Source organism: Comamonas sp. w2-DMI, assembly GCF_040187735.1.
Taxonomy (GTDB): Bacteria; Pseudomonadota; Gammaproteobacteria; order Burkholderiales; family Burkholderiaceae_C; genus Comamonas; species Comamonas terrae.
In genome coordinates this window covers 397,368-411,741 of sequence record NZ_JBANEL010000001.1, presented here as the reverse complement: position 1 = coordinate 411,741, position 14,374 = coordinate 397,368, and the positions used below count along the sequence as shown (strand labels likewise).

The 14,374-nt window shown below is 64.8% G+C and carries 14 protein-coding genes; all 14 read left to right on the top strand.

All coding sequences use genetic code 11. From position 1 onward, the window contains the following. Positions 1-2: 2 nt before the first annotated feature. The 14 genes from V8Z74_RS01855 (at position 3) to V8Z74_RS01790 (ending at position 14,354) form a co-directional block, all read left to right on the top strand. Complete coding sequence (locus tag V8Z74_RS01855) at positions 3-1,328, top strand: sulfatase family protein (protein WP_349707623.1); 1,326 nt, start codon at positions 3-5, stop codon at positions 1,326-1,328. Between the two features lie 182 nt (positions 1,329-1,510). Further along, positions 1,511-2,491, top strand: a complete 981-nt coding sequence (locus tag V8Z74_RS01850; protein ID WP_349707621.1) for a phosphoglycerate mutase — start codon at positions 1,511-1,513, stop codon at positions 2,489-2,491. Then, positions 2,488-4,203 (top strand): single-stranded-DNA-specific exonuclease RecJ, encoded by a 1,716-nt coding sequence (gene recJ, locus V8Z74_RS01845; protein ID WP_349707619.1) that lies wholly within the window; start codon positions 2,488-2,490, stop codon positions 4,201-4,203. Before V8Z74_RS01850 ends, recJ begins: the two co-directional genes overlap by 4 nt. 300 nt (positions 4,204-4,503) lie before the next feature. Beyond that, positions 4,504-5,094, top strand: a complete 591-nt coding sequence (locus V8Z74_RS01840) for an A24 family peptidase (RefSeq protein ID WP_349707617.1) — start codon at positions 4,504-4,506, stop codon at positions 5,092-5,094. A 66-nt stretch (positions 5,095-5,160) separates the two neighbouring features. Next, positions 5,161-6,012, top strand: coding sequence for a Flp pilus assembly protein CpaB (cpaB, locus tag V8Z74_RS01835; protein WP_066473128.1), 852 nt, complete (start codon positions 5,161-5,163; stop codon positions 6,010-6,012). Positions 6,013-6,164: 152 nt separating this feature from the next. After that, positions 6,165-7,730 (top strand): type II and III secretion system protein family protein, encoded by a 1,566-nt coding sequence (locus V8Z74_RS01830; RefSeq protein ID WP_349707616.1) that lies wholly within the window; start codon positions 6,165-6,167, stop codon positions 7,728-7,730. 14 nt (positions 7,731-7,744) lie between these two features. Next, entirely contained in the window at positions 7,745-8,077 is a 333-nt protein-coding gene (locus tag V8Z74_RS01825; protein ID WP_349707614.1) for a hypothetical protein, read from the top strand. A gap of 164 nt (positions 8,078-8,241) precedes the next feature. Further along, a complete protein-coding gene (locus V8Z74_RS01820) occupies positions 8,242-8,469 on the top strand; it encodes a Flp family type IVb pilin (protein ID WP_349707612.1) in 228 nt (75 codons plus the stop codon). Positions 8,470-8,560: 91 nt separating this feature from the next. Next, complete coding sequence (locus V8Z74_RS01815) at positions 8,561-9,823, top strand: pilus assembly protein TadG-related protein (protein WP_349707611.1); 1,263 nt, start codon at positions 8,561-8,563, stop codon at positions 9,821-9,823. Positions 9,824-9,827: 4 nt separating this feature from the next. Continuing rightward, entirely contained in the window at positions 9,828-10,271 is a 444-nt protein-coding gene (locus V8Z74_RS01810; RefSeq protein ID WP_349707610.1) for a TadE/TadG family type IV pilus assembly protein, read from the top strand. After that, entirely contained in the window at positions 10,268-10,714 is a 447-nt protein-coding gene (locus V8Z74_RS01805) for a TadE/TadG family type IV pilus assembly protein (RefSeq protein ID WP_349707609.1), read from the top strand. Before V8Z74_RS01810 ends, V8Z74_RS01805 begins: the two co-directional genes overlap by 4 nt. 15 nt (positions 10,715-10,729) lie before the next feature. Beyond that, positions 10,730-11,890 carry a CpaE/TadZ family protein gene (locus tag V8Z74_RS01800; protein WP_349707607.1) on the top strand — a complete coding sequence of 387 codons (1,161 nt, stop codon included), beginning with the start codon at positions 10,730-10,732 and terminating at the stop codon, positions 11,888-11,890. A 26-nt stretch (positions 11,891-11,916) separates the two neighbouring features. Beyond that, positions 11,917-13,350, top strand: a complete 1,434-nt coding sequence (locus tag V8Z74_RS01795) for a TadA family conjugal transfer-associated ATPase (protein WP_502879418.1) — start codon at positions 11,917-11,919, stop codon at positions 13,348-13,350. Positions 13,351-13,364: 14 nt separating this feature from the next. Continuing rightward, a complete protein-coding gene (locus tag V8Z74_RS01790) occupies positions 13,365-14,354 on the top strand; it encodes a type II secretion system F family protein (RefSeq protein ID WP_349707606.1) in 990 nt (329 codons plus the stop codon). Positions 14,355-14,374 lie beyond the last annotated feature (20 nt).

Genomic DNA, 14,374 nt, shown 5'->3' with positions numbered 1-14,374 from the left:
CCATGTCCCGTCCCAACATCCTCTTCATCGTGGCCGACGATCTCGGCTATGCCGACCTGGGCTGCTACGGCGGCCGCGACGCCGAGTTCGGCGCGGTCTCGCCCGTGCTCGACCGCCTGGCCGCCGGCGGCCTCAAGCTCACCCAGGGCTATGCCAATTCGCCCGTGTGCTCGCCCACGCGCTTTGCGCTGGCCACGGCACGCTACCAGTACCGGCTGCGCGGCGCGGCCGAGGAGCCCATCAACAGCAAGACCCGCGGCACGCCGCTGGGCGACAAGCTGGGCCTGCCGCCCGAAGTGCCCACCGTGGCCTCGCTGCTCAAGAATGCGGGCTACCGCACGGCGCTGATCGGCAAATGGCATCTGGGCTACCCGCCCCACTTCGGCCCGCTGCGCTCGGGCTACGAGGAATACTTCGGCCCCATGTCGGGCGGCGTGGACTACTTCACCCATCTGAGCAGTTCGGGCCAGCATGACCTGTGGATCGGCGAGGAAGAGCATCACGACGAGGGCTACCTGACCGATCTGCTGTCCCAGCGCAGCGTGGACTACGTCAACCGCATGCGCGAAGGCGATGCGCCCTTCTTCCTGAGCCTGCACTACACGGCCCCGCACTGGCCCTGGGAAACGCGCGACGACCGCGCCACGGCCGAGCAGCTGGGCGCGGGCATCGCCCACCTGGCCGGTGGCAACATCCACCAGTACCGCCGCATGATCCACCACATGGACGAAGGCATAGGCTGGATCGTCGAGGCGCTGCGCGCCAACGGCCAGCTGGACAACACGCTGATCGTCTTCACCAGCGACAACGGCGGCGAGCGCTTCTCCGACAACTGGCCGCTGGTGGGCGGCAAGATGGACCTGACCGAAGGCGGCATCCGTGTGCCCTGGATCGCCCACTGGCCGGCCGTGATCGGCGCCGGCCGCACCAGCATCCAGCAGTGCATGACCATGGACTGGTCGGCCACGGTGCTGGATGCTGCCGGCGTGGCCGCCGACCCTCGGTACCCGCTGGACGGCGTCTCGCTGCTGCCCGTGCTGCAGCGCGAAGGCGCCGAGTTCGCGCGCCCACTGTACTGGCGCATGCTGTACCGCGGCCAGCGCGCGCTGCGCGACGGCGACTGGAAATACCTGCGCGTGGACGAGCACGACTATCTGTTCAACATCGCCCGCGACGAGCGCGAGCGCGCCAACCTCGCGGCCAGCGAACCAGAACGCCTGCAGCGCATGCGCGCCGAATGGGAACGCTGGAATGCCGGGATGCCCGCCATTGCGCCCGACGCCAGCTTCAGCCTGGTCTACACGGCCCAAAACATGCCGCAGCGCTGACCGGGCGCTTTCAAAACAGGAGCCTCCTACGCCTACCCTTGGCTGGATTCATAGGTGTTTCATTAGGAAACCCAGGCATTCCAGGCGCAAAAGCTCCTCATTCCATAGCATGGTGTGGCCAAAGATCTGAGGAGACACCCCGCGCTGCACCTGCCAAACGCGCATGCTCGACAATAGCGGCCATGTCTTTGACCGCGCCTTTGCTTCCTGCCGCCCAAGCCCTGGCCGCAGGCGCCTCCGAATGGATTGTTCCCTACGCCGACGGCCCCGCCGACAACGCCTGGGCCGATCTGCAACTGCCCCATCTGCAAGCCCTGCTGACGGCGCTTTCGCCCCGCACGGTGGTGCAAGGCAGCGAATACGACTTCTCCCCGCCGCATGAACGCGTGCTGGCCCGCACCATGGGCCTGCCCGATACGCCGGGACTGATTCCCTGGGCCGCCCTTGCCGCCAGCAACCTGGGGCAGGACGCGGCCCAGGCCTGCGCCTTCATCACGCCCAGCCACTGGCACATCGGCGCCGACCATGTGCACCAGAGCGACCCCGCAGCCACGCCGCTGAGCGAAGAGGAATCGCAGCAGCTGCTGGCGCTGATCTCGCCCTGGTTTGCCGACGACGGCATTGCGCTGCAATACCTGCAGCCCGACCTCTGGCTGGCGCGCGGCGACGCCTTCGAGAACCTGGCCACGGCCTCGATGGACCGCGTGCTCAACCGCGACGTGCGCCCCTGGTTTCCCGATGCCGCTCAGGGTGCCGTCATCCAGCGCCTGCAAAGCGAGGTGCAGATGCTGCTCTACACCCATGTGTTCAACGACCGCCGCGCCGCGCTGGGCCAGCAGCCCATCAACGCCTTCTGGGTACACGGCTCGGGCCGCCTGCCCGCGCCCGTTTCAACGGCCGCCGGCCAAGTCGCCTGCATCGATGACTTGCGCACGCCAGCGCTGCAAGGCAATGTGCAGGCCTGGCGTCAGGCCTGGCAGCAGCTCGACGGCAGCCTGATCGCCCAGTTGCAGCAACGCGCCGAGCGCGGCGAAGCCGTCAAGCTCACGCTCAGCGGCGAGCGCCATGCCGTGCAATGGGTCAACGCGCCGCGCGGCTTCATGGACAAAATCAAAGGCATGTTTGCAACCAAGCGCTTACCCAATCTGCGGGACATGCTATGAAAATAATCCCCCGCCAAATTCCCAGCGACAGCGTCTCGGCCCTGCAACAGGCCGGCATCCATCCGCTGCTGGCCCAGCTCTATGCCGCGCGCGGCGTGTGCTCGCCCGACGAGCTCGACGAAGCCCCGGCCCGGCTGCTCGCTCCGTCGGGCCTGCGCGGCATCGATACCGCCGTGCAGTTGCTGGCCGATGCCATCGCCCGGCAAAAGCGCCTGTGCATCGTGGCCGACTACGACTGCGACGGCGCCACGGCCTGTGCCGTGGGCGTGCGCGGCCTGCGCCTGCTGGGCGCGGCCCATGTCGACTACCTGGTGCCCGACCGCGTGGTGGACGGCTACGGCCTCACGGCCCCGATCTCGCGCCGCGTCAAGGAAACCGGCGCCGACATGCTGATCACCGTGGACAACGGCATTGCCAGCGTCGAAGGCGTGGCCGTGGCCAAGGAACTGGGCCTGTCCGTGGTGGTGACGGACCACCACTTGCCCGGCTCGCACCTGCCGCTGGCCGATGCCATCGTCAACCCCAACCAGCCCGGCTGCACCTTCGAGAGCAAGTCCATGGCCGGCGTGGGCGTGATGTTCTACGTGCTGCTAGCCCTGCGCACCGAGCTGCGCGCGCGCGGCCGCTTCGACCGCAACACCCAGCCGCGGCTGGAGACCCTGCTGCCGCTGGTGGCCCTGGGCACCGTGGCCGACGTGGTCAAGCTCGATGCCAACAACCGCCGCCTCGTGGCCCTGGGCCTCAAGCAGATCCGCAAGGGCCAGATGCAGCCCGGCATCCGCGCCTTGTTCGATGCGGCGGGCCGCCGCTTCGATGCGGCCACCACCTTCGACTTCGGCTTTGCGCTGGGCCCGCGCATCAATGCGGCCGGCCGCCTGGCCGACATGACCATCGGCATCGAATGCCTGGTCACCGAAGACCCGGTCCGCGCCGACAACCTGGCCCGCATGCTGGACTCCATCAACCGCGAGCGCCGCGAAATCGAGGTCGGCATGCGCGAGCATGCGCTGCTCATGGCCGAAGGCCTGTGCGAGGACGGCATGACGCCCCCGCCGGCCATCAGCGTGTTCGATCCCGACTTCCACGAAGGCGTGGTCGGCATCGTGGCATCGCGCATCAAGGACAAGCTGCACCGGCCCACCTTCGTGTTCGCGGCCAGCGGTGCCCCGGGCCACGAGCATGAGCTCAAGGGCTCGGGCCGCTCGATTCCCGGCTTTCATCTGCGCGACGCGCTGGACCTGGTTTCCAAGCGCCATCCCGGCCTGCTGCTGCGCTTTGGCGGCCATGCCATGGCCGCCGGCTGCACCATCGAGGAGGCGCGCTTTGACGAATTCGAGCAGGCGCTGGCCCAGGTGGCCCAGGAATGGCTGGACGCCGCCACGCTGACGCGCCGCATCGAGACCGACGGGCCGCTGTCGCCCCAATGGCTGGATACGGAACTCGTGGACCAGCTGCAGCTGGCCGTCTGGGGGCAGGGCTTTGCAGCCCCGACTTTCAGCGAGGAGATGGAAGTCATGTCGCAGCGCCTGGTCGGCGAAAAGCACCTCAAGCTGGAACTGCTGCACCACGGGGCCAAGGTGGACGGCATCTGGTTCAACCACACCGATCCGCTGCCCAGCCGCATGATGCTGGCCTATCGCCTAGACATTAATGAATGGCGTGGAGAGCGCAAGGTGCAATTCCTGGTGGAAGCCGCCAGCCGCTCGGAATAAGCCCCGCAAGGCACCTCTTCGGTGCCTTTTTTGCGCCGTTGCGGTGCATTTTTCGGGCACTCAAAATAATTTTTAACTAACGACAAAAAAAGCTTGATAAGAATTTTTAACACTCCTAATATTCGATCAAACGAATTACAGATTTCGATAGAAATTCTTAATTTGTTGCATGTTCTCCGAATCGTGAATCAGCACAGATGAGAGCAGCAGGGCCTAGAGGCCGGCACTCCATCTGAGGCAAAGCGCCAGCAGGTGACGCGGAACACGGTTCCCAGGACTCTACCGAAAGAGGGGTGTGCCGTGGACTTCACCGAATTCCGAGCCGCAGCCGAGCTGGTGGGCATGCTTTTGACGGATTTGCGTTCGCTCACCTTGCTGCTGCTCCTGCTGGCAGCCGCCATCTGCGATCTGCGCACGCGCCGCATCCCCAATCTCCTGACCTTAGGCGGCACGGCCCTCGCGCTGCTGTACAGCCTGGCCGCGCCCCAACACCACGGCAGCGGCCCGCTGTGGGCCCTGGGCGGGCTGGGCCTGGGCCTGGGCCTCATGCTGCCCCTGTATCTGCTGCGCGCCATGGGCGCCGGCGATGTCAAGCTGATGGCCATGGCCGGCGCCTTTCTCGGCCCCGACGGCACCTGGCAGGCCGTGATCTTCGTCTTCATCACGGGCGGCATGGCGGCCATGGCTTATGCGCTGTGGCACCGCGTGGCCGGCAAGCTGCTGCGCAACACGCTGCAGACCACGGAGCTTCTGTTCGTCACCGTTGCTGCAGGCATCCGGCCCGATGCCCGCGCAAGCTCGGCGCAATCGGTGGGCAGCCTGCCCTACGGCGTCAGCATCGCCCTGGGAACCACAGCGTTCCTGGTGGCCCGCCAGTTCACCTGGGTATAGGCCGAACCACGGCCCACACCACGCGGCCAACACAACGGCAAACACCACGTCATAGCGGGAGGTCCCATGAAAAACCTCAAGGCTCTGGGTCTGTTCGTCCTGGCGGCACTCGCCAGCCTGGCGGCTGCGGTCTACGCGGCGAACTGGGTTGCCCAGCGCGGCAGCATAGACGCCGGCAAGGTCGTCGTCGCAGCCACCGACATCCCGCTGGGCAGCAAGATCGTCCCCACCATGCTGAGCACGGTGGACTGGCCCCGCGGCTCGATTCCTGCAGGCGCCTTCAACGACATGCAGCAGCTGCAGGACCGCGTCGTCAAGGTCGGCGTGCTGCGCGGCGAAGCCGTGCTCGAAGGCAAGCTGGCGCCCGAGGGCACCAAGGGCGGGCTGGCCGCCGTGATTGCGCCCGGCAAGCGTGCCATGACGGTGCGCGTCAACGATGTGGTCGGTGTCGCGGGCTTTGCCCTGCCTGGCAACTATGTGGACGTGGTCGTCAATGCCCAGCAGGAGCAGAACGGCAAGACGGAAGAGTCGCGCCAGATCAGCAAGACCGTGCTCGAGAACGTGCTGGTGCTGGCCGTGGCGCAGGAGGCCAGCCGCGACGAAACCAAGCCCAAGGTGGTCAGCGCCGTCACGCTGGAGCTCAGTCCCGAGGATGCCGAGAAGCTGGACCTGGCGCGCAGCGTGGGCAACCTTTCGCTGGTGCTGCGCAACCAGATCGACAAGGAACCCATTACCACGGCCGGCATCACCAAGAACCAGCTGTTCGGCACGGCCGAGCCGGCTCCCGCACCTGCACCGGCCAAGGTCGCCGCACCCGCCAGGCCGGTGCAGCGCGCACGGCCCGTTGCACAGCAGGCGCCGTCATCCACCTGCGTCGAAGTGATACAGGGCGGCAGCCGCACGCTCAACTGCTTCTGATTCCCGGACAGGCAACCACTCATTCACAACCTAGAGAGGCCGGCCGTGCAATACCACCATCTGTACACGGCAGCTAGCATGCTGCTCGCCAGTGCCACCCCGGTGCTGGCCGCCGACGCCCAGCCCGCGGGCGCCCCGTCCAGGCCATGGCCATGGCGGCTCCCGTTGCCGCAGCTCCCGCAGCCCGCACCACCATGCCGGCCCGCAACTGCACCGCCATCCGCACGGAAGAGCCTGCCACGGTCACGCTGGGCAAGTCCGTCGTCATTCCGCTCGCCTCTCCGATGGCGCGCATCCTGGTCAGCGGACAGACGCCCGGCAACACGCCGGCCGCCATGCCCGCACCGGGCGGCCAGATGCAGATGCAGGCACAGAACGGCATCGCCGATATCGAAGTGCAGCTGCTCAGCCCCCGGGACCTGTTCTTTCGCGGCCGCAAGGCCGGCGCCATGAACGTCATCCTGCAGAACGCCCAGGGCACCTGCTTCATCAAGGACGTGGTCGTCACCATGGACCCCGGTCCGCTGCAGGCCAAGCTCTCCGAACTCATGCCCGAGGAGCGCGGCATCCGCGTGCAGGGCGCCGACAACGCCCTGGTCCTCAGCGGCGAGATCAGCAACCCGCTGCGGCTCGACGACGTGATGACGCTGGCCTCGGCCTACAGCGACAGCAAGAAGATCGTCAACCTGATGCGCACCACATCGCCCCACCAGGTGATGCTGGAAGTCAAGATCGCCGAAGTGAGCAAGACCCTGCTGGACAAGCTCGGCTCCAGCTTCGCCAAGCAAGCCGTCAACGGCTCGAACACCTACTCCATCATTTCCAACTTCCTGAGCGGGGGCGGCGGGGTGCTCAGCGCCCTGCGCATAGGCAAGGCGTCGTTGAGCATCGACGGCCAGAAGGACGACGGCCTGGTGCGTATCCTGGCCGAGCCCAACATCATGGCCATCAGCGGCCAGCAGGCCAGCTTTCTCTCGGGGGGCAAGATCTTCATCCCCGTGGCGCAGACCAATACCAACGGCATACCGGTGATGACGCTGGAGGAAAAGGAGTTCGGCATCGGCGTCAAGTTCACGCCGACCGTGCTGGGCAACTCGCGCGTCAATCTCAAGCTGGTCTCCGAGGTGTCGGACCTGTCGCAGACCGGCTCGCCCTTCACATCGATCAACGGCGTCACTGCCGTCATCCCGTCGCTCACCGTGCGGCGGGCCGACACCACGGTGCAGCTCAATGACGGGCAAAGCCTCGTGATTGCCGGCCTGATCAAGAACAACATCACCGAAGCCGTCAAGCGCTTCCCGGGGCTGGGCGAGATCCCCGTGCTCGGCGCGCTGGCACGCAGCACCGAGTTCCAGACCGACCAGACCGAGCTGATGTTCGTCATCACCCCGCGCCTGGTCCAGGCCCTGGCCGAGGCCCCGCGCGTACCGACCGACAACCATGTGCCGCCCTCGCGCGCCGAGCGCTACCTGAACGGCGCGCTCGAAAGCGGCGCACCGGCCCAGGCGCCAGCCGCACAGCCGGCCCCGCAGGCCGCTCCCATGCAGCCCGAGCCTGCGGCATCCCCTGCACCGGCACCCATGGTGGCACCACCCCCGCCAGCCGCGATGCCCGCACCGGTCTCGGCTGCACCGGCCACCGAGCCCATGCCCCTGCCGCCAGCCGCCGCGCCTCAGCCACCGGTACGGCTGGACCAGAAACTGTATTCGCCCGCATGAACCGGAGACCCGCCATGACCACGTGCATCCCCTTGCTCGCCCTTGCCGGCAGCGCCGCCTGCTCCTTGCTGCTGGCCGGCTGCGGCAGCACCACACCCCACTACGACACCCATTTCGGCGAAGCCATGCGCACCGCCCGCCTGCAGATGACCATCAACCCCGATGCCGGCCGGACCGTGGGCACGGGCGTGGATGCCGCCACCGGCATGGACGGCCGTGCCACCGAAGCATCCATGGAGCGCTATGAGCGCAGCTTCAAGACCCCTCCGGCTGCAGTCAATGTCATCAATATCGGAGGCTCTCTGACCGGTAATTCAGGCGGCGGTGCCGGTGGAGGCTCGCAATAGTCCGCAGATTCTGCAGTCCCAGATTCGCCTATTCCAACCCATTGAACTTGAAAGGAGTCCAGACCACATACCAGCCTTACAAGCAACGGATTGCCGGCCCTGCAAACCGGCACGTATCACATGTACATGTTTCCAGCCTTTTTGTTCACTTTCGAGGTGTCACCATGAACAAGATCACTCAACAATTTGGTCATTCGCTGCGTACCTTTGTCAAAGATGAGGAAGGTGCTCAAGTCGTCGAGTACGCATTGATCATTGCCGTCGTTTCCATTGCCTTGGTACTCGCACTCAAAGGACTTGCCGCGTCTGGCTCGGGTAATCCTTTTTCGGACTTTATTACGCGTGTTTCGAATTGCTTGACCGGAACCGCTACTTGCACGGCATCAAAGTGAAGAGTTCCTGCATCAACGAAAGCTCTACTGCTTAGAAAAGAAGAGCTTTTCGTTGAGATAGGCATCAACTTGACTTCCGCCAAAATGCACCATGCAAATCCGTCCGCACTCCAAACCCACAGCTTGGCCCATGCGCAGTTCTGTTGCAGCGCCGCGGCGGCAGCATGGTGCCTTTCTCATCACATTTGCGCTGTTCATGCTGTTCCTGCTGGGCTTCATGGGCATCGCGCTGGATTTCAGCCGGCTGTTTGTCGTCAAGACCGAGCTGCAAACGGCCATGGATAGCTGCGCGCTCGCGGCAGCGCGCGAACTCAACGGCCAGACTGATGCCATTGCTCGCGCCCAGAGCGCTGGCATGGCGTCCGGCAACGGCAACAAGGCCAATCTGCAATCAAGCAACTGGAATGGAGTAGGCAAGATCGTATCCGGCGACATTACTTTCCTCGACAAGGACTATGCAGCCACCACTGTGCCGGCGGCTGCACGGTATGCCGAATGCCGATACACCATGAGCAACATCCAGCTCTGGCTGCTGCAGGCCATGGGGGCGTTTAGTGGGGATAGTGCTACTTGGCCTGGCACAGGCACTGTGGGGGCAAGAGCAGTTGCTACGCGGGCCAGTGCGCAAAGCGCTTGCCCGATTCCTGTGGCGCTGCCGCTGGCAAAATTCAGCACCCTCAACGTCGGTGACTGGGTTCCCCTACTGGATAAAACCAAGTCGGGCAGCGATTTTGGATGGGCCAATCTGGACGGATCAAAGGACGCCAACAGCACAAAGGATCAAGTGGATGGTTATTGCGGTACCAAACCCGGTGATGTCATTGGCACGAAAATAGGTACCAATGGCGTGCAAGCTACTGTTGTCGAAATCTGGAACTATCGGTTTGGCATATACAAGGACGCCACCGATAAAGACAAAGAAACAAAGGAAACAGTATCGTCCCCTAGCATCCATCGCCCCGACTTTACGGGCTATGTATACAACACATCCACGTGGCCAAAGGGACGCGACGCCTATTCCGACTTCGTGGCCAAGCGCCAAGCCTTCACACCCTGTGGCACAACACCTACGGATTGCGGCATGTCAAACGGTGGCGGCTTCTCTTATGTAGCCACCTCACAACAGCACAAGGACTATGGTGCAGATCGCCGCGTCGTACTGGTACCAGTGACCGACACCAGTAGCGCGGTGGTCGATTTTGCCTGCATGCTGATGCTTCAGCCCATGACGATTCCGGTAGGAACCGTAGAGCTGGAATATCGGGGCAAAGCCAATGCTGTCGACAGCCCATGTACCACCACAGGCCTCGCAGGCGGCAGCAACGGTCCCTTGGTGCCAGTACTGGTGAGGTGAAACCATGCACACCCATCGCCCACAACATGGAGCAGCGCTAATCGAGCTGGCGCTGGCCATTCCCTTCATGATCATGCTGAGCATGATCGTCATCGAGTTCGGCCGCGCGCTGTACGAGTACAACACGGTGACTAAATCGGTGCGCGACGCCGTGCGCTATCTGTCGGTACAAACGCCGAACACGCTGTGCGACAACGCGAAAAATCTGGTGGTGTACGGTACCACCAGCGCCGGCAGCACGCCGCTGGCACCCGGGCTCAAGACCGATGCCGTAAGCTGCAGCTGGCAGACAGCCGGCACGCTCCCGTTGATCAATACCGTGACGGTCACTGTCACCGGCTACCGCTTTACGTCCATGGTGGCCAATGTGTTCGGCCTGCAACTGTCCGACGCCAACGGTGGCATCACCTTCGGCAATATCGCCGCCACGATGAGGACGCAGACATGAAACACCTTGCTCATCAGCGCGGCGCCGTGATCATCGAATTTGCCCTGGGGTTGCTGATCTTTCTGATGTTCCTGCTGGGCGTGGTGGACTTCAGCCGCATGCTCTATACCTGGGCTGCCGCCAATGAAGCCACGCGCGCCGGCGCGCGCTATGCGGTGGTCTGCGACGACAAGGCCCAGAAACCCGAGGTACTGGCCCGCATGCAGGCCCTGCTGCCCCAGATCACCGATGTGGACATTGCATGGACGCCCGGCGGCTGCACCACTGCCAGTTGCCAGGGCGTGACAGTGAGCATCCCCTCGGGCGGTTTGAAGTTCCAGTGGATTGCGCCCATCATGGGCTCCGGCCTGCTGGCCGCCATCGATGTGCCGAAGCTATCCACCTATCTGCCACGCGAGGCCATGCGCAAGGATCCCAACAGCGAAACAGCCTGCGCCTCCTGACCAGCGAGAGCCATTATGAAAATCGCCATCATCTCCCCCAACACCGCGCACCTGCACGAGATGGTCCAGGTGCTGCAGCGCTCGCACCAGGTGCAGACCTTCGAGGGCGGCAAGACACGCATGCCCGCCATTGCCGAGCAGGAGCGGCCCGATTTGATGATCGTGGACGGCATGTGCTGCGATCCGTCCGACCTGGCACCCGTGGAATCCGTGACCAACCGCTATCCGCATATGGCGGTGCTGCTGCTGTGCGCGCTGCAGACGCCCGAGTTCCTGCTGCAGTCCATGCGGGCCGGCGTGCGGGAAGTGTTGCCTTCGCCGCCGTCGACACAGGCCCTCATGGATGCCGTGCACCGCATTGCCGCCAAGTTGCCGGACAGGATGCAGGAGCGCATGCAGGGACGGATCATGGCCTTTCTGCCCTGCAAGGGCGGTAGCGGCGCCACTTTTCTGGCCACCAATCTGGCGTGGATGCTGGCGCGCCACCATTCGGTGCTGCTGGTGGACCTGAACCTGCAGTTTGGCGATGCACTGGCCTATCTGCAGGAAGGCAATCCGGCTTCGACCCTGGCCGATGTGGCGCGCGACATCCATCGCCTGGACGCTTCGTTTCTGGTCGCCAGCACGGTCAAGGTCACGCCCCGGCTGCACATGCTGGCGGCCCCGGAAGATGTGATCCATGCCATGGAAGTGGAGCCCGAGCATGTGAACGCCATCGTGCAGCTGGCTGCAGCGCATTACGACTTTGTGCTGCTGGACCTGGGCCGCGTGCTCGACCCGCTGGCCCTGCGCATGCTGGACAGGGCCCAGAGCATCGTGCCGGTGCTGCTGCCCAATGTGCCGGCCGTGCGCAATGCGCAAAAGCTGCTGCGCATGTTCCATGACCTGGGCTACCCCGAAAGCAAGCTGCAGCCGGTACTCAACCGCGTGGACCGGCGCCATGAAATCGGCCTGGCCGAAGTGCGCAAGACGCTGGGCCTGGACCAGCAGCAATGGCGCACCGTGCCCGATGCGCCGCAGGAAGTGCAGGCCGCCATCAATGCCGGCGTGCCCCTGGCCGAATCTTCACGCAACAGCGCCGTGGTGCGCGAGCTGGCGGCCTGGGCCGAAGCACTGGCCCCTGCAGCCCAGGAAGACAGCGGCGGCTTTCTGCACCGGCTCTTTCGCCGGGCCTGAGCCAGCCCATAGAGGAGGATTCGATCATGTCATTGCGAGACCTGCTCACTACACCGGCCAGCCGCGTACCCCCGCCTGCATTGCATGCGGTGCCCGAGCCAGGCGATATGCCTGTGGCTGCTGCGGCGGAATCCACGCCGGCCGCCGCACCGCCATCCTTGTCGGCATCGCTGGCCGGCCGCGCTGCCTCCTATCTGGCGCTCAAGAGCCGCATCCACACCAAGCTGCTGGAGCGCTTTGACCTGGCGGCCCTGGATTCTGCATCCGCCCAGGCGCTGCAGCAGGAAATCGCCGCCATGACCGAGCGGTTGCTGGCCGAGGACTCGGCCGCGGTCAACGACCTGGAAAAGCGCATGCTGATCCGCGATATCCAGCATGAGATGCTGGGCTTCGGCCCGCTGGAGCTGCTGATGGCCGACCCTGCGGTCTCCGACATCCTGGTCAACCGCTATGACAGCATCTATGTAGAGCGCCACGGTCGGCTGGAACCGACGCAGGTGGTCTTCACCGACGAAAAGCATCTGCTGCGCATCATCGACAAGATTGTCTCCCGCATAGGCCGGCGCATCGATGAGTCCAGCCCCATGGTCGATGCCCGCCTGCCCGATGGCTCGCGCGTGAATGCCGTGATTCCGCCCGTGGCGCTGGACGGCCCCATGATGTCGATCCGGCGCTTTGCCCGCACGCCGCTGCGCATGGAAAACCTGGTCAACGACCTCAAGAGCCTGACGCCCGCCATGGCCAGCGTGCTGGAAGCGCTGGCCAAGGCCAAGGTGAACATGATCATCTCGGGCGGCACGGGCGCCGGCAAGACCACGCTGCTCAACATTCTCTCGGGCTATATCCCCGAGGCCGAGCGCCTGGTCACCATCGAGGATGCCGCCGAGCTGCAGCTGCAGCAGCCCCATGTGGTGCGCATGGAAACACGCCCGCCCAATATCGAGGGGCGCGGCGAGATCACGCAGCGCGCGCTGGTGCGCAATGCCCTGCGCATGCGGCCGGACCGCATCATCATCGGCGAGGTGCGCGGCGCCGAGGCCGTGGACATGCTGCAGGCCATGAACACCGGCCACGAGGGCTCGCTGACCACCATCCACGCCAACACGCCGCGCGATTCGCTGGCGCGGCTGGAGAACATGGTGGGCATGGCCGGCATGAACCTGCCCCACCAGGCCGCGCGCCAGCAGATCGCCTCGGCCATCACGGTCGTCATCCAGGTGCTGCGCATGACGGACGGCAAGCGCAAGATCACCAGCATCCAGGAAATCACGGGCATGGAGGGCGAGGTCATCACCATGCAGGAAATCTTTGCCTTCACCCAGACCGGCGTGGGCGCGAATGGCGAAGTGCAGGGCTACTTCCATGCCACGGGCGTGCGGCCCAAGTTTGCCGACCGGCTCAAGGGCTTTGGCCTGGCATTGCCGGATACGGTATTCGACCCCGGAAAACGCTACCAGTGAAAACGGAGGCCGCCATGCCGTCCTTTTTTTCCTCCTACCCGGTGCTTGTGATCGTCGCACTGGTGTTTGCGGCAGTTCTGCTGCTGCTGCAAGCCGCCCATGCGCTGTGGAAGCAGTACAAAGGCCCTGAAGCCAAACGGCTGGAGCGCCGGCTGCGTGCGCTGTCCGCCGCACATGATGACAGTGCCGCTACCAAGCTGGTCAAGGACCGCGTGCTGAGCGACATGCCCGGGCTGCAGCGCACGCTGCAGCGCATGCCGCGTGCCCACCAGCTGGATCGTTTCATCCTGCAGTCGGGCCTGGAGTGGACGGTCTCGGGGATGCTGCTGGGCTGTCTGCTGCTGTGTGCCGCTGGCTTGCTGGCCGCCACCATGCTGCGCCAGTCCCTGGCCCTGGGGCTGCTGGCCGGCGCGGTGCTCGGTGCCCTGCCGCTGCTCTACGTGCAGCGCAAGCGCCACCAGCGCCTTAGCCTGATGGAGCGCCAGCTTCCCGAGGCGCTGGATCTGCTGGCCAGGGCGCTGCGCGCCGGCCATGCGTTTTCCGCGGGCCTGCAGATGGCAGGCGACGAGCTGGCCGAGCCCATTGCCGGCGAGTTCCGCCTGGTGCATGACGAAATCAACTATGGCACCTCGCTTCAGCAGGCCCTGGGCAATCTGGGCGAGCGCGTGCCCATCACCGATCTGCGCTATTTCATCGTGGCCGTGCTCATACAGCGCGAATCGGGCGGCAACCTCACGGAAATGCTGGGCAATCTGAGCCACCTGATCCGCGAGCGCCTCAAGCTCCACGCCAAGGTGCGCATGCTCTCGGCCGACGGCCGCATGTCGGCCTGGATTCTGGGTCTCATGCCGTTTGGCCTGGGCGCCTTGCTCAATCTGCTGAACCCGGATTTCATGTCCCCGCTGTGGACCGACCCCATGGGCATCACCATCCTCAAATGGCTGGCGGCGATGATGGTGGTGGGGCTGCTGCTGCTGCGCCGCATTGCCCGCATCCGGGTATGAAACCGAATTGAACACAAGGA